This is a genomic window from Campylobacter sp. US55, assembly GCF_004378955.1.
Taxonomy (GTDB): Bacteria; Campylobacterota; Campylobacteria; order Campylobacterales; family Campylobacteraceae; genus Campylobacter_D; species Campylobacter_D jejuni.
Map to the genome: position 1 here is coordinate 24,869 of NZ_RYYF01000004.1, position 17,652 is coordinate 42,520.

Here is a 17,652-nt window from a genome sequence, read left to right on the forward strand (position 1 = left end):
TTCTTACATATGCTTAGACCAAGAACTTCCTCGTTCTTTTTGATAAACCTCATAAGGCAATATTAAAATATTAAATTCCCTAGGTACATCCATGCTAGGAAACACCTTCCATTCTACTGGCATTTTACTTGCAAACATCATTGAAAGTTTAGACGCTAAAGAATAACCTTCGTTTAACGCCGTGTGTCCTTTATGAATATAAAGATGTAAATGTCCTGGAGTTTTAGTCTTATAGGCTGTGAAATTTATAAAACCTTCCTCTCTTAAAATAAGTTGTGCACGGTGATAAAATCTTTCAGCATTAAAACCATTATAATCAAAGACAATATTTTCTACTTTATTATCTTTTGTTATTAAATCATGAGCGACAACAATTTTTTTAGCAGCGTGTTCTCTCATGACATTTAAATTTAAAGGAGCATCAACTCTTTCAAATTTATCAAAAAATAAGCGACCTCTATGTGTAATTTTATTTACAATTTTATCGCGTCTTATATAATAATGATCGCCAATTATTTTAATTAGCGACATATCCATTGGTGAAATCAAAACATAGCCCTTTCATAAATAATAAAACTACTTGCAAGTTTTTTTAATTCTTGTTTAATATTCTCTTGTAATTTTTCATTATTAATATCATCTAAAATATCTGCAATATAATTTGACACAATTTCCATTTCTTTTTCTTTAAAACCTCTGGCAGTAAGGGCTGGAGTTCCAAGTCTTAATCCACTTGTGATAAAAGGACTTCTAATCTCTCCTGGAACGGTATTTTTATTTGCAGTAATACCTGCATTTCCAAGAGCTAAATCTGCATCTTTTCCACTAAATTCACGATCTAAAAAACTCATTAAAACAAGATGATTATCCGTTCCATCGCTAACAAGTTTAAATTTTCTATCCATTAAAACATTAGCTAAAACTTGGGCATTGGTTCTTACTTGTTTTGCATAAACTTTCCACTCATCGCTAAGATTAAATTTAAATCCTACTGCTTTTGCAGCAATTACATGCATCAAAGGACCACCTTGAATACCTGGAAAAATGGCAGAATTAATTTTTTTAGCAAGCTCTTCATCATTTGTCATAATAATACCACCTCTTGGGCCACGCAAAGTTTTATGCGTAGTTGAGCTTACTACATGAGCGTGTGGAAAAGGACTTGGATGTTCGCCTGCTACAACAAGACCTGCAATATGTGCTATATCAGCAAAAAGATAGGCGCCTACTTCATCAGCGATTTCTCTAAATTTAGCAAAATCAATCACTCTTGCATAAGCACTAGCTCCACAAACTATTAATTTTGGCTTTTCTTTTTTAGCAATTTCTCTTACTTTTTCACAATCAATTCTTCCATCAAGTTCTACGCCGTAAAAACAACTTTCGTACATTTTACCTGAAGAACTTACTTTTGCACCATGAGTTAAATGTCCACCATGACTTAAATCCATTCCTAAAATTTTATCACCTGGATTAATCAAAGCCGCATAAACACCTTGATTAGCTTGAGAACCTGAATTAGGCTGAACATTAGCAAATTTACAATTAAAAAGTTTTTTACATCTTTCAATAGCTAGAGTTTCAATCTCATCAACAAATTCACAACCACCATAATATCTTTTACCCGGATAACCCTCTGCGTATTTGTTTGTCAAAATACTTCCCATAACTTCCATTACTTCAGGCAAAGTGAAATTTTCACTCGCTATCATTTCAAGACCTTCACATTGACGCTCTAACTCTTTGTTTGTCAAATCAAAAATTTCTTTATCAAACATTTCTAAACTCATTCTTTCTCCTTTAGTTCTGATTTTAATGGACGCATTGCAGGAAACAATATCACATCTCGAATAGATTTTTTATTTGTCAAAAGCATAACAAGTCTATCTATGCCTATACCCTGCCCTGCCGTTGGAGGCATTCCATAACCCAAAGCATTTACAAAATCTTCATCCATTTCACAAGCCTCTTCATCGCCTGCATTTTTAGCTTCAATTTGTTTTAAAAATCTCTCATATTGATCAAGAGGATCATTAAGCTCATTAAAACCATTTGCCAATTCTCTTCCACAAATAAACAACTCAAATCTCTCAGCAATCTGAGAATCCTCATCGCTACGTCTTGATAAAGGACTTATGGAAATAGGAAAATCAATCACAAAAGTAGGATTGATCAATTTTTCTTCCACATAATTATCAAAAAGTTCAGCTTGTAAATGTCCAAGTTCAAGCTTTTCATTCGCTTCAAAACCATCAGCTTTTAATTTAGTAAGAATTTTTTCTTTATCTTCGATTAAATCCCTATCTAAACCACCATATTTACAAAGTGCATCTTTATAGGTTATTCTTTCAAAAGGTTTAGAAAAATCTATCATTTTTCCATCAAATTCTATTGTTTTTCCCAAATTAAGTTTATCTAAAAGCAAAGCAAAAAGTTCTTCAGTTAAATCCATTAAATCTTTATAATTATGATAAGCCCAATAAAATTCTATAGTTGTAAATTCGGGATTATGAGTTAAATCCATACCTTCGTTTCTAAAACAACGATTGATTTCAAAAACTGCCTCAAAACCACCCACTACAAGTCTTTTAAGATAAAGTTCTGGAGCAATTCTTAAAAATCTTTCTACGCCTAAAGAATTGTGAAAAGTTACAAAAGGCTTAGCGTTTGCTCCACCTGCAATCGGATGCATCATAGGAGTTTCTACTTCTAAAAAGCCTTTATTTTCAAAAAAATGACGAATCAAACTCACCACTTTAGAACGCACTAAAAAATCTTTTCTAACTTCTGCATTCATTATCATATCAACATAACGTTTACGATATCTTTGTTCAATATCTGTTAATCCATGATATTTTTCAGGTAAAGGAACAATAGCTTTTGCAGCGAGTTTTACTTCACTTGCATGTAAACTAAACTCACCTGTTTTAGTTACAAAAGGAAAACCTTTAACCAAAACAATATCACCTACTTCTAAATTCTTTTTCAAAATCGCATAAAGTTCTTCACCTACGCTATCTTTACTAAAATAAATTTGTAAATTTGTATCCCCATCTTCAATGTTTGCAAAAATCGATTTCCCAGCTATACGCAAAAGTTTCAAACGTCCTGCAACAACAGCATTGACACTTTCATCTCTTTTTTCAACTTGCTCTAAAATATAAGAAAATTTATCCTTAAAAGTCTTTAAAGACATTTCTTTTTCTAAAAAATGAGGATAAGGATTGATCCCTAAATTTTTTAATTCCTTAGCTTTTTCTATTCTTTGCTGCTCTAAAATATTATCAAACATTTATATTTTTACCTTTGCTTTTTGATTATTACAATCACCACAAACACCATAAAGCTGCATCAAATGCCCTGTAAGTTTAAAACCATGTTCTTTTGCAATCAAGGCTTGCTGTCTTTCTATAATAGGATTTTCAAATTCTATAATTTTTCCGCAATTTTTACATATCATATGATCATGGTGAGGTTTATTGGCAAGCTCGTATTTTTTACCTGCTGAACCAAAAGAAATGGAAGTTACCATTTCTGCTTCTTCAAGCAAATTTAAAGTACGATAAACAGTTGCAATTCCTACATTTAAATCAGGTTCAGCTTGTTTGATTTCCATATATAAACTTTCGGGTGTGTAATGAGTATCACTGTGATAAAGAGTTTTTAAAAGCACTTCTCTTTGCTTAGTATATTTAAGTCCGCCTTGTCTTAATATTTTTTTAAATCTCTCAAGTAAAACATCATATTCCACATTTTCTATCAGCATATCACTCCCCTTTTTGAGTATTGTTTAAATCACTTACAATATCTTGCAACTTTTCACTAGCATGATCTAGACTATTTTCTGTTAAAGGTTGATTCATAATAAAAGATCCAGTTTCTTTAAGCAAATTTAAAGTATAGCTATTTTTAGCAAAATTATCTAATTTATCATTTAAAAAATCGATTCTTGCTACACAAAAAACCAAAATTGCAAAAATTAAAAAGATTTTTGCTCCGCCAAATATAAAGCCACCAATACGATCTAAAAAACCTAAGCCACTTAATTTGATCAACTTAGAAAGAAAATTACCCACCAATAAACAAACTATCCAAAAAATAATTAATATGGCCAAAAATCCAGCAAATCCAGCTAAGCTTTGATTTTCTATCTTATAAAAAGTACTTTGTATAAATTCAGCTGCTTGAGTTGCATATTTTGAAGCAATAAAAACACCACCAATAATACCCAAAAGCCCAAAAATTTCTTTTATCAAACCATTGATAATACCCTTAAGCCCTAAAAGCAAGGTAAATCCTAAAATAAAAGCATCAAACCAATAAAAATTCATTTCAATCACTCTCTGATTTTTTTTTATTTTAAATTTATTCTACAAATAAGCACTAAATGCTAAGTTAATCATTCTATGATTTTAGGAACAACAAAAAAATGTTCTTGTTTTTTTGGAGCACAATCCAAAACCTCATCAATAACATTGCTATTTCTTATCTCATCAATCCTCAAAGGAGCTCCACCTTTTATAGTACTCACAGTAATCTCTTGGGAATCTAGATCAAGTTCGTTTAATTTTTCAACAAAATTCACAATTTCACTTAACTGTGCAATGGTTTCATTTCTGTTTTTTGTTATTTGTAAAGCACTTAATTTTTCAAGCTTGCTTAATAATTTCTCATCTATTTGCATTTCTTAAACCTTAATAAAAAAGTTAAAATTTTGAAAATTATATCATAAAAAGCTTTAAATTGTTTAGGATATTTTGCAATTTATATGATACAATACCATAATTTTTCTATACAAAAATAAAAATATTTTTTCAAGGATAAATTTTGGGACTAAAAGATAATTTAAAAGCTGTTAAAAATGAACTTAACACAGAAGAACAATTTATAGAAAATTTTATCAAAGGAGAGAGATTTATACGCAAGTATAAATTTTATATATCTGCTGTTGTGATAATTTTAGTTGCTTGGTTTGCTGGAAATTTTATAATCTCAAAAATAAACGATTATAAAACAAAAGAAGCAAATGAAATTTATGCCAATCTAATACAAGATCCTAGCAATAAAAATCTTTTAGAACAACTTAAAAATAAAAATACCAATCTTTACGCTATCTTTTTACTAAAAGAAAATATTAATGATTTTAATAATACAGCTCTCCAAAATGAACTAAAACAAATTTATAGTAATACTCAAACAAACACTTTACTTAAAAATATTATCGCATTATCTTTAGGAGATAAATCGATATTTTTAAAAAATTATGATAAATTATTAGAAGCTTACAAACTTTTAGAGCAAAATAAAATCGAAGAAGCTAATGTTTTACTTTCTCAGATAAAAGAAAATTCAAGTTTAAATCAAATAGCTAAAAATCTCAAACATTATCAAGGCATTACACAATGAAAAAAATATTTTTAACACTATTTTGTTTAATATTTCTATGTGCTTGTGGCACCAAAAGACAATATTTTGAACCAAAACAAACCGATGGAGATTTAAGTCATAATAGCAATTTAAAAAGTAAAATCGTTGATTGGAATCTAGTTTCTGCAAAACTTAGCAATAATACAGCTATCTTAAAAAATAATATCTCCATAGACAAGTTTAAACTTCCTAAAAATTATATGCTTCTAGCTTATCAAGATGGGGAATATTTTACTGCAGATAATAATGGAAATTTAAAAATTTTTGACAATTCTTATAATGAAATTTATAATTTTCAATTTGACGCTAGTGTTGTAGGAGTAGCTTCTAATGGAGATGATTTAGCCCTTGTACTTGCAAACAATACTATAGTTCTTGCAAATCGTTCTTTGGGTATTAAATTCAGTCAAACCCTAACCTCAGCTCCAGCCCAAGACAGTCGTACCGCTAATCCTATATTTTTAGACAATATCATCGTTTATCCAACACTAGATGGTAAAATTTTAATTCTTTCAAGAAACAATCTTCAAATCATTAAAGATGTGGTTATTTCAGCAGAAAATTTTTTCAACAATGTAATCCATCTAAGTGTAATCGGAGATAAACTTATAGCAGCAACAGCTAAAAAAATCATTGTTGTAAGCCCTGCTAGAACTCTTTATCTTGACGCTGACATAAAAGATGTTGCACTTAGCGATGATGGTATTTTTATACTAGAAAAAGATGGCACTATTATTAAAACTGATTATAACTTAAGAAAAATTGCGGAAAAAAAATTTGAATTTGCTATTTTTGTAAAAAGCAATATATACAATAATTATTTATATATTTTTGAAAAAACAGGCTATCTTATCAAAATGAATCTAAATTTAGATAATGCACAAGTATTTAAACTTTCAGAAGCTGTTGATAAAATTTCTTTCATGGGAAATGGTAAATTTTACTACGGAGATAAAATTTTAGATTTGCTATGATAAAAATTTTAGAACAAACAATAAAGGCTTTAAAATTAAATTTAAAGCCCTATGACTTAAGTATGTTGACTAGAAAAAAAAGTTATATTTGTGCTAAAGATCAAAATAACATTCTTTTTATGTATACAGGAAAAACAAAATTTTTAATGAAAGATGCCTTATTTTTAGAAAATCTAGCACAGCAAATTAACATAAATAACAAATATTTTTTTAGCATGGCTTCTCTTTGCTCTAAAGCAAAAAATCATCTAGAAATGAAAGGATTTAATATCTATGCTACTCTGTGATATTGGGAATTCAAATGCTAATTTCCTAGATGATAACAAATATTTTACTCTTAGTATAGATCAGTTTTTAGAATTTAAAAATGAACAAAAAATTTTTTATATCAATGTCAATGAACATCTCAAAGAACATTTAAAAAATCAAAAAAATTTTATCAATCTTGAACCTTATTTTTTATTTGATACTATTTATCAGGGATTAGGAATCGATCGCATAGCAGCTTGTTATACTATTGAAGATGGAGTTGTTGTAGATGCAGGTAGTGCTATTACAATTGATATTATTTCTAATTCTATACATCTTGGTGGTTTTATCTTGCCAGGTATTGCAAATTATAAAAAAATTTATAGCCATATTTCACCACGATTAAAAAGTGAATTTAACACTCAAGTTAGTCTTGATGCATTCCCACAAAAAACCATGGATGCTTTAAGTTATGGTGTTTTTAAAGGAATTTACCTACTGATAAAAGATGCCGCTCAAAATAAAAAGCTTTATTTCACTGGTGGAGATGGGCAATTTTTAGCAAATTATTTCGATCACGCAATTTATGATAAACTTTTAATCTTTCGAGGAATGAAAAAGATTATAAAAGAAAATCCCAATTTACTTTATTAAAAATGTTACAAAAATTCTCATTGATATCAAACCTTAATGAAATTTAACTTTTTGTAAAACAAATTCAATTAAACTTCTATTTAGAAAAAAGTTTATTAAAATAAAAAAAAGGAAAAACAATGAGCCAACAAGAATTTGATGTGCTTGTCATCGGAGCTGGAATTTCAGGAGCAGCATTATTTTACGAGCTTGCAAGATATACAAATATTAAAAATATTGCTTTGATAGAAAAATATAATACAGCTGCAACATTAAATTCTAAGGGAACGAGTAATTCTCAAACCATTCATTGTGGAGATATTGAAACCAATTATACTTTAGAAAAAGCGCGAAAAGTAAAAAGAACAGCTGATATGATAGTTAAATATGGACTCATGCAAAATGCGCAAAATAATTTCATGTTTTCTCATCAAAAAATGGCTCTAGCTGTTGGAGATATAGAATGTGATTATATGAAAAAACGCTATGAAGAATTTAAAGAACTTTATCCTTATATAAAATTTTTCGATAAAGCAAAAATCAAACAAATTGAACCCAAGGTTGTTTTAGGAGAAGATTGCAATCAAGATAGACCTGAAAATATCTGCGCCATGGGTGTTGAAAGCGGCGAGGTTTTTACAACTGTAGATTTTGGGAAAATGAGTATAAATCTAATAGAACAAGCCCAAAAACAAAATAAAAATACTTTCGTTGCCTTTAATCAAGAAATTATTCACATAGAAAAAAAGGATGATATTTTTATATTAAAAACCTCAAATCATCAAGAATACCATGCCAAAAGCGTAGTTGTCAATGCTGGAGCGCACTCTTTATATTTAGCACATAAAATGAACTTAGGTATGGATAAGTCTTGTTGGCCTGTTGCAGGAAGTTTTTATTTAACCAAACAAAAACTTTTAAATGGTAAGGTTTATATGGTGCAAAATCCTAAACTTCCATTTGCAGCTCTTCATGGAGATCCTGATTTGCTTGCTGATATGAACACCCGCTTTGGACCTACCGCACTTGTTATTCCAAAACTAGAACGTTATCATGGTCTAAAATCAGTTCCAGAATTTTTTGAAGCACTAAAACTTGATAAAACTGTTTTAAAAGTAACTTTTAATATGTTTAAAGATGCAACAATTAGAAATTACATCTTTTATAATTATCTTTTTGAACTACCTTTTGTTGATAAAAGCTTATTTGTTAAAGATGCCAAAAAAATAGTCCCAAGTCTTAAAGCAAGCGATATTTATTATGCGAAAGGTTTTGGAGGCGTAAGACCGCAAGTTATTGATAAAACTAAAGGAGAATTAATGCTAGGTGAAGCAAGCATCACAGAAACCCCTGGTATTATTTTCAATATGACTCCAAGTCCTGGAGCAACAAGTTGTTTAGGAAATGCCGAAAGAGATGCAAAGCTTGTATGTAATTACCTAGGAATGGAATTTAACGAAGATAAATTTTCTTCAGAATTATTGTAATCATTTTGTTTCTATTTTTAGCTACAATAATTTCAAAAGGAGTTTACCATGCTTAAAAAAACAAAAATTGTAGCCACAGTAGGTCCAGCAAGTGAAAAGGAAGAAATTCTACGCCAAATGATTATCAATGGTGTAAATGTTTTCCGTTTAAACTTTTCTCATGGAACACATGAGTATCATAAAAAAAACTTAGATACCATAAGAAGAGTAGCTAAAGAATTGCATACTCGTATTGGAATTTTACAAGACATTAGTGGTCCTAAAATTCGTACAGGTGAACTTAAAGAACCATTTGAATTAAAAAAGGGTGATAGACTTGATTTTTATCGTGAAACAATTTTAGGGGAGAAGATTGCTCAAAATCATTATAAAATCAGCATCAATCAAAAATCCATTTTAGATATGTTAAAAATTGATGAATATATTTATCTATATGATGGATCAATTCGTGCTAAAGTAGTAAGCATAGATGATCAAAAAATTGAAACCATTATAGAAAATGATGGTTTTTTAAACTCAAATAAAGGTATTAATTTTCCGAATACTAAAATCAATATTGATGTTATTACACAAAAAGATAAAAATGATTTACTTTGGGGTATAAAAAATGAAGTAGATTTTTTAGCAATATCTTTCGTACAAAATGCGCACGATATTGATGAAGTTCGTGAAATTTTAGCACAAAATAACGCAAAAATATCTATTTTTGCAAAAATTGAAAAATTTGATGCAGTAGAAAATATTGATGAGATTATTAAATCTAGCGATGGTATAATGGTTGCAAGAGGAGACTTAGGTATTGAGGTACCTTATTATAAAGTTCCTAATATCCAAAAAGAAATTATACAAAAAGCAAACAATGCCTCTAAGCCTGTTATTACTGCGACTCAGATGCTTTTTTCATTAGCCAAAAGCAAAACCGCCACAAGAGCTGAAATTTCAGATGTTGCAAATGCTGTTTTAGATGGAACAGATGCAGTAATGCTAAGTGAAGAAAGCGCCGTTGGTATAGATCCTGCAAACGCTGTTGATATAATGTGCCAAACTATAATAGAAACAGAAAAACGCTATCCATATAACAAATTTAATGATTTTAATGATTTAGACAATACAGATAAAATCATGCGTTCTTCAGCTCATCTTGCAACAGATCTTAACTCTGATGCTATTTTTTCTTTAACAAGTAGCGGAAAATCTGCTATTAAGATTGCAAGATATCGTCCAAATATAGAAATCATAGCAGTAGGGCATTCTGAAAAAACCTTAAACTCTTTAAGTATAGTTTGGGGAGTTAATCCTGCGATCTTGGTTAACAAAAGTAATGAACTTACAGAATTATTAAAAGACTCTGTAAGATCAAGTGTTGAAAAAGGTTTTATGGATGAAGACAAATGCTATCTTCTAACTGCAGGCTTTCCAACAGGAGTAGAAGGTACTAGCAATCTTATCCGCATTCTCAATAAAGAGCAAATTGCTTATTATCTACAATAAAACATTAAATTCCTTTGAAAATAAGGAATTTAATGTCCTTATAAATTTTTTAAGTCAAAAGTCGATATAAATTAAAGCCTCACACAAAGGAGCAAATATGCAAGTGAATACTTTTTCAAATATCGCTAGCATGGCACAAACACAAGTTAGCAATAAGAAGGCAGATGATGCTAAAGAAAACACAAAAGACAAAAATGTTCAAAGTGCTAATTCTAGCAAGGATGTAGATAAAAATACCCTTGAAAAATTAAATGCACTTGGTGGAAAGGGCATTACACAAATTTACCTAGTTCAGTTTCAACAGCAAACAATGAATGCTGTAATAGATTCGAGCAATGCCCAAACTGGACTAGATAGTCTTTTAAATGGTGCCAATTTAAATACTGCGAAATCTATACTTACAAATATTGATTTTGCATCCTTAGGCTACAGTGGCAAAAATCCACTTGATATGAATACAGATGAACTTCAACAACTTGTAAGTGAAGATGGTTTTTTTGGAGTGGAAAATACAGCCAATCGCATCGCGGATTTTGTTATTAAAGGCGGTGGCGACGATGTTGAAAAATTGAAAAAAGGTCTTGAAGGTATGAAAAAAGGATTTGAGCAAGCAGAAAAAATGTGGGGTGGAGAACTTCCTCAAATCAGTCAAAATACAATAGATGCGGCACTTAAAAAAGTTAGCGATCGCATTGATGAACTAGGCGGAAAAACTCTAGATCTTCAAGCTTAACCAAAAATGCTTAGAAATTTCTAAGCATTTTTAGTTGTTATTAATATCAAAAGTAAAAAATTCACTCTTAAAATTATTAGGTAAAGTTTTATACTGAGATATCGCAGCTTCATAGTTCTTTACTTCTTGATACAACATACCAAGAGCTGCTTTACTCTCTTTGTTATTTTTATCTGTAAGTTTAGAAAGCTGCAAAAGCGCTATAGCTGAATTTGGATTATTTGCACCTACGGCTGCTACGGCTGCTAAAAATAAAGTTTTAGTATCTTTAGCTCCATAATCATCAATCAAAGAATTATAAAGTGCATAAGCCTCCTCGTATTGCTGTGCAAAAATATCCAAATAAGCTAAAGTTTGTAAAATACCCTCATCTTTTGCTCCTGAAACATTAATCAACTCTTTAAATTTCTGTCTTTCTAAATTTAAAAGCCCTGCAATATGCATTAAATTAACATAAAATTCCCTAGCTATATTTGGCCCACCAAAAACACTACGATAATCAAGTTTTAAATTTTTAAAATGAATTTGAGCATTTTGAGCATATTCTTTAATATTTAAATTTGAATTTAAAGAATTAAAATACAAAATATTTGCCAAAATATCTTCAGGCAACTCTGAACGCAATTTAGCAATTTTCACATCTACTTGATTATTAAGGTTATTATTTTTAGCAACAATAGCTTCAAAAATCAAACTCAAAGGCGTATCTTTTTTTGCTTCATCTAAATAAGGAAGCATAGAAATATAATTATTATTAACTAAAAACAACATACTTTTTTGCATATTAGCTTTAAAATTAGAATCAGCAGCTATATTATCAAGAATTTCATTGTAAAGTTTAGTTGTATCAATATCAATTAATTTTGCACAAAACATAGCAAAAGCACCTGCTAAGTAATTTTTAGGATTAAGATGATATGAACTTGAAAAATGCTTATAAGCAAGTTCATAATTTTGCATTTGGGCATAAGTTAAAGCCAAATTATAATGTAAAATACTATGTTCTGGATAATCCTTGATAAGTTTTTGAAATTCTTGGTTAGCAAAGCGTAACTTCTGATTTAATGCATAGTTAATAATATTGGCAATTTTTACATTGGTAGATGAAAGAGCCTTGCTTGTATTAAGATAAACTCCTGCATCAGCACTATCATCAACGAAATCTGTAACATTAGCTTTTTTAATATATAAAGCAGCCTGCTTACTATCAAAAACTTGATAAGGCGCAAAATAAAAAAGCAAATCGAATTGATCTTTTTGTTTTTTTAACAAATCTTTTGAAAAAGAATTTTGAGCAACTGCTATATTAAAAATATCCTTATTTAAACGAACTTGAATTTTATAAGCATCTAAAATCTTATATCTATCTTTATCATTATCATAAGAATTTTGTAAGCGCGCTAACATATCTTGATAATTTCCTGTTTTAATATCAACCAATGTTAAAGCCGCCAAACTTTGATTAAAATCTCTTTCAATTTTCATCGCTGTACTTAAAGCGACTTTAGCTTTAGCATATTCTCCTATTCTAGCGTATAAAAGACCTAAAGATAAACTAGATTCAAAATTGCCTTGAGAATTTAATTGCTGTATAGCCTTGGAATCAAAGTCCATTTTTGCATAAATTTTAGCAGACAAATACTTTGCAACATCAGAATACGGCTCCACATCTGTTCTTTGTAACATTTGTAAAGCCTCAGGGTAATATCCTTTGTAATAATTAATCAAGCTTAAATAATAATCATATAATTTTGATTTTCCTTCTTTTGGAAGATACACTCGAGCTAAATCAATATAATATCTAAATTTTTCCTTATCATTAAGCTTTAAAGCACAAACAGCAGCATTGATAGCAGCTACACTTTGATTTTCTCCATTGGCTATAGCTTTCTTGAAGCTTTCAAAAGCTTCTTGGAATTTATTCTCATTCATTTGAGAAACGCCTAAATTATAATTAGATAAAGATTCGTTATATACGGCAACTTGCTCATAAACTTTTAAAGCCTGTTCAACCTCACCCTTTAAATATAAAGCATTTGCTTTTTGGATCATACCATCAATTCTTTGCATATCATTGTATTTATATGATTCATCAGGCATAACAACAGGTTGTTCTAAAGGCTTAGAAGCTATAATATCTGGTTTAATTTTTCCTTCACTAAAAGTTAAATAAAAAAGTGTAAAAACTAAAATACAAATAATCCCCAAAGATAAACCCACAAGAGACATAAACTTACGATCTTTATACCAAGGCGTAGGCTCTTGACTTTCAACTTCTTCAAAAGTTGATACATCTTCAGGCGCACTTTCTCTTGTAAATTTAAAACCACTTTCACTATTTTCTTGAGGTAATTCTTCTGGCAATGATGCAAATTCTTCATCTTCTGGAGCTTGCCCCTCTTGCCCTTTAAATCCCTCTAAACTCTCATCAAGTCTTGGTTGATTTAAGCCATCTTCGGGTTTTTCTAGTATTATATCTTCTTGTTCAGCCATCTATACTCTTTAAAAATATTTTTTCAAAACATCAGGAATATGAATTTTTCCTTCTTTGTCTTGATAATTTTCCATAATTGCTACCAAGGTTCTTCCTACTGCCAAAGATGAGCCATTAAGAGTGTGGACGAGTTCATTTTTTCCTTGTTCGTTTTTATAGCGAATTTTAGCGCGTCTTGCTTGAAAATCACGACAATTTGAAACCGAGCTGATCTCACGATATTTATTTTGTCCTGGAAGCCACACTTCAAGATCCACGGTTTTTGCCGCACTAAAACCCAAATCTCCAGTGCAAAGCATCAAATGTCTATGCGCTAAACCTAAAGAACTCAGCAAATCACTTGCACACTCAAGCATTTCATTAAACACACTATCACTTTGCCCAGGTTTAGTGATACTTACAAGCTCTACTTTTTCAAACTGGTGTTGTCTTATAATACCCCTTGTATCACGCCCTGCACTGCCTGCTTCTTTTCTAAAACAAGCACTATAACAAGTCATTTTTATAGGTAAAGTTTCACTAGCTAAAATTTCTCCGCTGTAAAGATTGGTTACTGGAATTTCAGAAGTTGAGATCAAATACAAATCCTCATCATCTACCTTATACATATCTTCTTTAAATTTTGGCAACTGACCCGTCCCAAACATAGTAGCACCATTTACCAAAAAAGGCACATTAACAAATTCAAATCCACGACTTCTATTAAAATCTATCATATAATTTACCAAAGCGCGGCTTAATAAAGCTCCTTCGTTTTTAAGCACACAAAAACGACTTTGTGAAATTTTTACCCCACGCACAAAATCAAGCCAATTTAAACTCTCACCTAATTCAAAATGTTCTTTTGGAGTAAAATCAAAGCTAGGTGAATTTAAAACTTTTTTAAGCTCCACATTTTCATCTTCGTCTTCACCCACAGGCACACATTCATCAGGGATATTTGGGATGGCATGAGCGATTTCTTCAAGCTCATTTTCTAAAACATTTACTTTAGCGCTTTGCTCATTAATTTTACTTTTATTTTCGCTTAATTTTGCTTTTAAACTTTCTTTATCTTCGGCTGTAGCAAGTTCTTTACTGAATTTATTTTGAAAAGCTTGAAATTCTTCTAAAGCTGTTTTTTCTTTTTTTAAACTTGCAAAAAGTTCAGCAAGTTTTTTTAAGATATTTTCATCAACTTTTTTATTTTTTAACTTTTTAGCCACTTCATCAAAATTATTTTGCAAATTTTTTAAATCTAGCATTTTCTACTCCTTAAAGTCCGATTTTTTCATAAATTTTTTGCATTTTTTCTTGGGCGATTTTTCTTGCTTTTGTCGCACCAAAATCCAAAATTTCTTTCAAATGCAAAGGCTTTTCTAAAAGCTCATTATATTTTTCTCTTGCTTCTTTAAAATAAGCATTTACAAGCTCGTTTAAATACATTTTAAAATGTCCATAACCCTCACCACCTTTTTCATAGCGTATTTGTAATTCTTTTTGCCCTGATTCATCTAAAAAAAGCTTTGCGATTTTAAAAATATTGCAGTTTTCATGATCTTTTGGATCTTCTAAAGCGGTGCTATCTGTAACTATGGAAGAAATTTGTTTTTTTAAGGTTTTTTCACTGCTAAAAATATCTATAGTATTTTGATAAGATTTACTCATTTTTGCCCCATCGGTGCCTACAACTACAGCTACTTCTTCATTAACTTTAGCCTCTGGAAGGGTAAAAATTTCACCCCATTCATTATTAACTTTTAAAGCAATATCACGTACGATTTCAACATGTTGGATTTGATCTTTTCCCACAGGAACAATTTGTGTATCAAAAAGTAAAATATCAGCTGCCATTAAAACAGGATAAGAAAAAAGCCCATGTGAAGCACTAAGCCCCTTAGCAACTTTATCCTTGTAACTATGCGCACGCTCTAATAAACCCATAGGAGTAAATTGCGATAAAATCCAATAAAGCTCCATAACTTCCTTAACATCACTTTGCAACCAAAAAACGCTCTTTTGCGGATCTATACCAAGGCTTAAAAAAGCCGCAGCAGCTTTTAAGGAATTTTGTTTAAGTTTTTCTCCATCTTGAGAAGAAGTCATGGCATGATAATTAGCAATAAACATAAACATTTGGCTTTTTTCTTGTGCATCTACCATTTGCTTAATCGCACCAAAATAATTACCTATATGCAAATCGCCACTTGGCTGAAGGCCTGTTAATACTCTCATTTTATCACCTTTTTAATCTCGCTTAAAAGCTTGTCTATATTTTTATTTTCTATATTTAAAACAAAATTTGCCTTTTGTTCATACTTGCTTAAACGCTCATTATATAATTTTTTTGCTTTAATTTCATCATAAAACAAAGGTCTTTTAGAAATTTCATTTTCATCTAAACGCTTTTTTAAATATTCAAAATCTGCTTTTAAATAAATACAAAAACCTACTTTTTCTAAATTTGAAACATTAACAAAACCCCCGCCTGTAGCAATACAAGTTTTCTCACAAGAACTAAAAAAATCAGCCATTTTTTGCTCTTGTTCTCTAAAAAAAATCTCGCCTTTTTGTGCGAAAATTTCACTGATTTTTTGATTAAATTTTTGTTCTATTAAAAAATCACTATCTAAAAAAACAAGATCTAAATCCTTAGCCAAAGCTCTTGCTAAAGTACTTTTTCCAGAACCCATAAATCCTATAAAAACGATATTTTTAGCTTTCATCATTTTCTTTACTGCCCTTTTTACGCGAAGCAATCACTAAAGGCACACCTTCAAAATTAAATTCTTTTCTGATTTGATTTTGCAAATAACGCTTGTAACTAAAATGCAAAGCCTTAGGACGATTCATGATAAGCGCAATTTTTGGCGGTGCTAAGTCATATTGTACTGCATAATAAATTTTAACCAATTTCCCATAATCATGCGGCAAAGGATGTGCTCTTGTGGCATTTTCTATCAACGTATTAAGCTTAGAAGTTTGGATTTTTTGAGTGAAATTTTCAAAAATTTGCAAAATTTTATCGAGTAAAACATGCACCCTTTTTCCACTTAAAGCTGATACACTAATCACGGGTGCGTAAGCTAGAAATTTAAAACGATCAAGACGCAATTCTTTTACAGTCTTATCAAAATCCATCTCACTTTTATCCCATTTATTTAAAACAATAATCACACCCAAATAATGCTTAGCCACAAGCCCAGCAATGCGTTCATCAAGCTCGTTAAAGCCCTCATGCGCATCTAAAACCAAAAGTGCTATTTGAGAATGAGATAAAATTTTTTCCGTGCGATTTAGGGCAAAGCGTTCGAGTCCTTGAATTTTACCCCTTTTTCTAATACCTGCAGTATCAACAAATTCTATCACTTTATCTTTATGAACTACACTTTCATTAACAGGATCTATAGTAGTTCCTGCGATAGAACTTACAACACTACGTTCTTGTTTAACCAAAGCATTTAAAAGACTTGATTTTCCAACATTTACACGCCCTACAATACCCACTCTGATATGATTTTGATCGACTTCTTTAAATTGAAATTCTTTTCCTTCTTCATAATGCTCTAAAAAATCTTCTAAATTTTCTTCTTCATCGGGGATTAAAAACTCTTCATGTAAAAATTTTTCAAGCCATTCATAAAGTTCATCTAAGCCTACATTATGGGTTACTGAAAGATTAAAGATTTCCTTTACGCCAAAATTTGCAAACTCCCAAGCCCTTTCTTCATCTTTTTTATTATCTACTTTATTAATCACTAAGGCTATAGGTTTTCCAAGTTTTTTTAAAGAATAAAAAAACTGTCTATCCTCATCATCAGGCGCTAATTTTCCATCAACTAGATAAAGTATGATATCGCTTTCTTTGGCTACTTTTAAAGTGTTTTTTTTCACATTTTTAAAAAGTTCATCACTTTCATCAAGCCCTCCACTATCAATAAGCATGGCTTTTTTTGAATGAATATGAATTTGCGTTTTATTTGTATCTCTAGTTGTACCTGAAATATCACTTGTAATAGCTATTCTTTGTCTTGCCATTCTATTAAAAAGACTTGATTTACCAACATTTGGCTTGCCTATAAGTATGATGCTTTGCATTTTTTTCCTAGAAAATTATATTTTTAAAATTATATAAAATTTGGCTTAATATTAAGCAAAAAAAGACTAGAATTAACCCAGATTTTA

18 protein-coding genes are annotated in these 17,652 nt (G+C 30.3%); 7 read left to right on the forward strand and 11 right to left on the reverse strand.

The window, feature by feature from the left end; translation table 11 throughout:
- Nucleotides 1–3: 3 nt before the first annotated feature.
- The 6 genes from ELQ07_RS03620 to gatC form a co-directional block, all read right to left on the reverse strand.
- Nucleotides 4–549: a DUF1882 domain-containing protein gene (locus ELQ07_RS03620; protein ID WP_002859481.1), complete on the reverse strand. Its 546-nt coding sequence runs from the start codon at nt 547–549 to the stop codon at nt 4–6.
- On the reverse strand, nt 546–1,790 hold the full coding sequence (locus tag ELQ07_RS03625; protein WP_134224747.1) for a serine hydroxymethyltransferase: 1,245 nt from the start codon (nt 1,788–1,790) through the stop codon (nt 546–548). Before ELQ07_RS03625 ends, ELQ07_RS03620 begins: the two co-directional genes overlap by 4 nt.
- Nucleotides 1,787–3,292 (reverse strand): lysine--tRNA ligase, encoded by a 1,506-nt coding sequence (lysS, locus tag ELQ07_RS03630; protein ID WP_134224748.1) that lies wholly within the window; start codon nt 3,290–3,292, stop codon nt 1,787–1,789. Before lysS ends, ELQ07_RS03625 begins: the two co-directional genes overlap by 4 nt.
- Complete coding sequence (locus ELQ07_RS03635) at nt 3,293–3,766, reverse strand: Fur family transcriptional regulator (protein ID WP_002854230.1); 474 nt, start codon at nt 3,764–3,766, stop codon at nt 3,293–3,295.
- A gap of 1 nt (nt 3,767) precedes the next feature.
- Complete coding sequence (locus tag ELQ07_RS03640; protein ID WP_002882168.1) at nt 3,768–4,331, reverse strand: CvpA family protein; 564 nt, start codon at nt 4,329–4,331, stop codon at nt 3,768–3,770.
- Nucleotides 4,332–4,399: 68 nt separating this feature from the next.
- Nucleotides 4,400–4,684, reverse strand: a complete 285-nt coding sequence (gene gatC, locus ELQ07_RS03645; protein WP_002858734.1) for an Asp-tRNA(Asn)/Glu-tRNA(Gln) amidotransferase subunit GatC — start codon at nt 4,682–4,684, stop codon at nt 4,400–4,402.
- A gap of 143 nt (nt 4,685–4,827) precedes the next feature.
- Between gatC and ELQ07_RS03650 the strand changes: the two genes are divergently transcribed.
- From ELQ07_RS03650 to ELQ07_RS03680, 7 genes are all read left to right on the forward strand, one after another.
- The gene (locus ELQ07_RS03650) at nt 4,828–5,406 is read left to right on the forward strand and encodes a hypothetical protein (protein ID WP_002860270.1); all 579 of its coding nucleotides are present in this window, start codon (nt 4,828–4,830) and stop codon (nt 5,404–5,406) included.
- On the forward strand, nt 5,403–6,401 hold the full coding sequence (locus ELQ07_RS03655; protein ID WP_002861152.1) for a hypothetical protein: 999 nt from the start codon (nt 5,403–5,405) through the stop codon (nt 6,399–6,401). The genes ELQ07_RS03650 and ELQ07_RS03655 overlap by 4 nt, the downstream gene beginning before the upstream one ends.
- Nucleotides 6,398–6,688, forward strand: a complete 291-nt coding sequence (locus ELQ07_RS03660; RefSeq protein WP_002938172.1) for a hypothetical protein — start codon at nt 6,398–6,400, stop codon at nt 6,686–6,688. The genes ELQ07_RS03655 and ELQ07_RS03660 overlap by 4 nt, the downstream gene beginning before the upstream one ends.
- Entirely contained in the window at nt 6,675–7,304 is a 630-nt protein-coding gene (locus tag ELQ07_RS03665) for a type III pantothenate kinase (RefSeq protein WP_002854234.1), read from the forward strand. Before ELQ07_RS03660 ends, ELQ07_RS03665 begins: the two co-directional genes overlap by 14 nt.
- Before the next feature lie 119 nt (nt 7,305–7,423).
- Entirely contained in the window at nt 7,424–8,770 is a 1,347-nt protein-coding gene (locus ELQ07_RS03670; protein ID WP_002854402.1) for an FAD-dependent oxidoreductase, read from the forward strand.
- A 48-nt stretch (nt 8,771–8,818) separates the two neighbouring features.
- A complete protein-coding gene (gene pyk, locus ELQ07_RS03675; protein WP_134224749.1) occupies nt 8,819–10,261 on the forward strand; it encodes a pyruvate kinase in 1,443 nt (480 codons plus the stop codon).
- 97 nt (nt 10,262–10,358) lie between these two features.
- Entirely contained in the window at nt 10,359–10,994 is a 636-nt protein-coding gene (locus ELQ07_RS03680; RefSeq protein WP_134224750.1) for a hypothetical protein, read from the forward strand.
- A 30-nt stretch (nt 10,995–11,024) separates the two neighbouring features.
- Here the strand turns inward: ELQ07_RS03680 and pflB are convergent, their stop codons facing one another.
- The 5 genes from pflB to der are packed head-to-tail and all read right to left on the reverse strand — an operon-like array spanning nt 11,025 to nt 17,565.
- Nucleotides 11,025–13,487, reverse strand: a complete 2,463-nt coding sequence (pflB, locus tag ELQ07_RS03685) for a motility protein PflB (RefSeq protein WP_134224751.1) — start codon at nt 13,485–13,487, stop codon at nt 11,025–11,027.
- A 9-nt stretch (nt 13,488–13,496) separates the two neighbouring features.
- A complete protein-coding gene (gene serS, locus ELQ07_RS03690; protein WP_087695560.1) occupies nt 13,497–14,732 on the reverse strand; it encodes a serine--tRNA ligase in 1,236 nt (411 codons plus the stop codon).
- 10 nt (nt 14,733–14,742) lie between these two features.
- Nucleotides 14,743–15,702, reverse strand: coding sequence for a tryptophan--tRNA ligase (gene trpS, locus ELQ07_RS03695; RefSeq protein ID WP_087695559.1), 960 nt, complete (start codon nt 15,700–15,702; stop codon nt 14,743–14,745).
- Entirely contained in the window at nt 15,699–16,196 is a 498-nt protein-coding gene (locus tag ELQ07_RS03700; RefSeq protein WP_072225852.1) for a shikimate kinase, read from the reverse strand. The genes trpS and ELQ07_RS03700 overlap by 4 nt, the downstream gene beginning before the upstream one ends.
- Complete coding sequence (gene der, locus ELQ07_RS03705; RefSeq protein WP_038816916.1) at nt 16,183–17,565, reverse strand: ribosome biogenesis GTPase Der; 1,383 nt, start codon at nt 17,563–17,565, stop codon at nt 16,183–16,185. Before der ends, ELQ07_RS03700 begins: the two co-directional genes overlap by 14 nt.
- Nucleotides 17,566–17,652 lie beyond the last annotated feature (87 nt).

Excerpts from the sequence above, each read along its gene's own strand:
- ELQ07_RS03700 (WP_072225852.1), bottom strand. The coding sequence starts at position 16,196 with ATGATGAAAGCTAAAAATATCGTTTTTATAGGATTTATGGGTTCTGGA.
- ELQ07_RS03625 (WP_134224747.1), bottom strand. The coding sequence starts at position 1,790 with ATGAGTTTAGAAATGTTTGATAAAGAAATTTTTGATTTGACAAACAAA.
- pyk (WP_134224749.1), top strand. The coding sequence starts at position 8,819 with ATGCTTAAAAAAACAAAAATTGTAGCCACAGTAGGTCCAGCAAGTGAA.
- ELQ07_RS03640 (WP_002882168.1), bottom strand. The coding sequence starts at position 4,331 with ATGAATTTTTATTGGTTTGATGCTTTTATTTTAGGATTTACCTTGCTT.
- der (WP_038816916.1), bottom strand. The coding sequence starts at position 17,565 with ATGCAAAGCATCATACTTATAGGCAAGCCAAATGTTGGTAAATCAAGT.
- trpS (WP_087695559.1), bottom strand. The coding sequence starts at position 15,702 with ATGAGAGTATTAACAGGCCTTCAGCCAAGTGGCGATTTGCATATAGGT.
- ELQ07_RS03670 (WP_002854402.1), top strand. The coding sequence starts at position 7,424 with ATGAGCCAACAAGAATTTGATGTGCTTGTCATCGGAGCTGGAATTTCA.
- ELQ07_RS03635 (WP_002854230.1), bottom strand. The coding sequence starts at position 3,766 with ATGCTGATAGAAAATGTGGAATATGATGTTTTACTTGAGAGATTTAAA.
- serS (WP_087695560.1), bottom strand. The coding sequence starts at position 14,732 with ATGCTAGATTTAAAAAATTTGCAAAATAATTTTGATGAAGTGGCTAAA.
- pflB (WP_134224751.1), bottom strand. The coding sequence starts at position 13,487 with ATGGCTGAACAAGAAGATATAATACTAGAAAAACCCGAAGATGGCTTA.
- ELQ07_RS03660 (WP_002938172.1), top strand. The coding sequence starts at position 6,398 with ATGATAAAAATTTTAGAACAAACAATAAAGGCTTTAAAATTAAATTTA.
- ELQ07_RS03655 (WP_002861152.1), top strand. The coding sequence starts at position 5,403 with ATGAAAAAAATATTTTTAACACTATTTTGTTTAATATTTCTATGTGCT.
- ELQ07_RS03665 (WP_002854234.1), top strand. The coding sequence starts at position 6,675 with ATGCTACTCTGTGATATTGGGAATTCAAATGCTAATTTCCTAGATGAT.
- ELQ07_RS03680 (WP_134224750.1), top strand. The coding sequence starts at position 10,359 with ATGCAAGTGAATACTTTTTCAAATATCGCTAGCATGGCACAAACACAA.
- gatC (WP_002858734.1), bottom strand. The coding sequence starts at position 4,684 with ATGCAAATAGATGAGAAATTATTAAGCAAGCTTGAAAAATTAAGTGCT.
- lysS (WP_134224748.1), bottom strand. The coding sequence starts at position 3,292 with ATGTTTGATAATATTTTAGAGCAGCAAAGAATAGAAAAAGCTAAGGAA.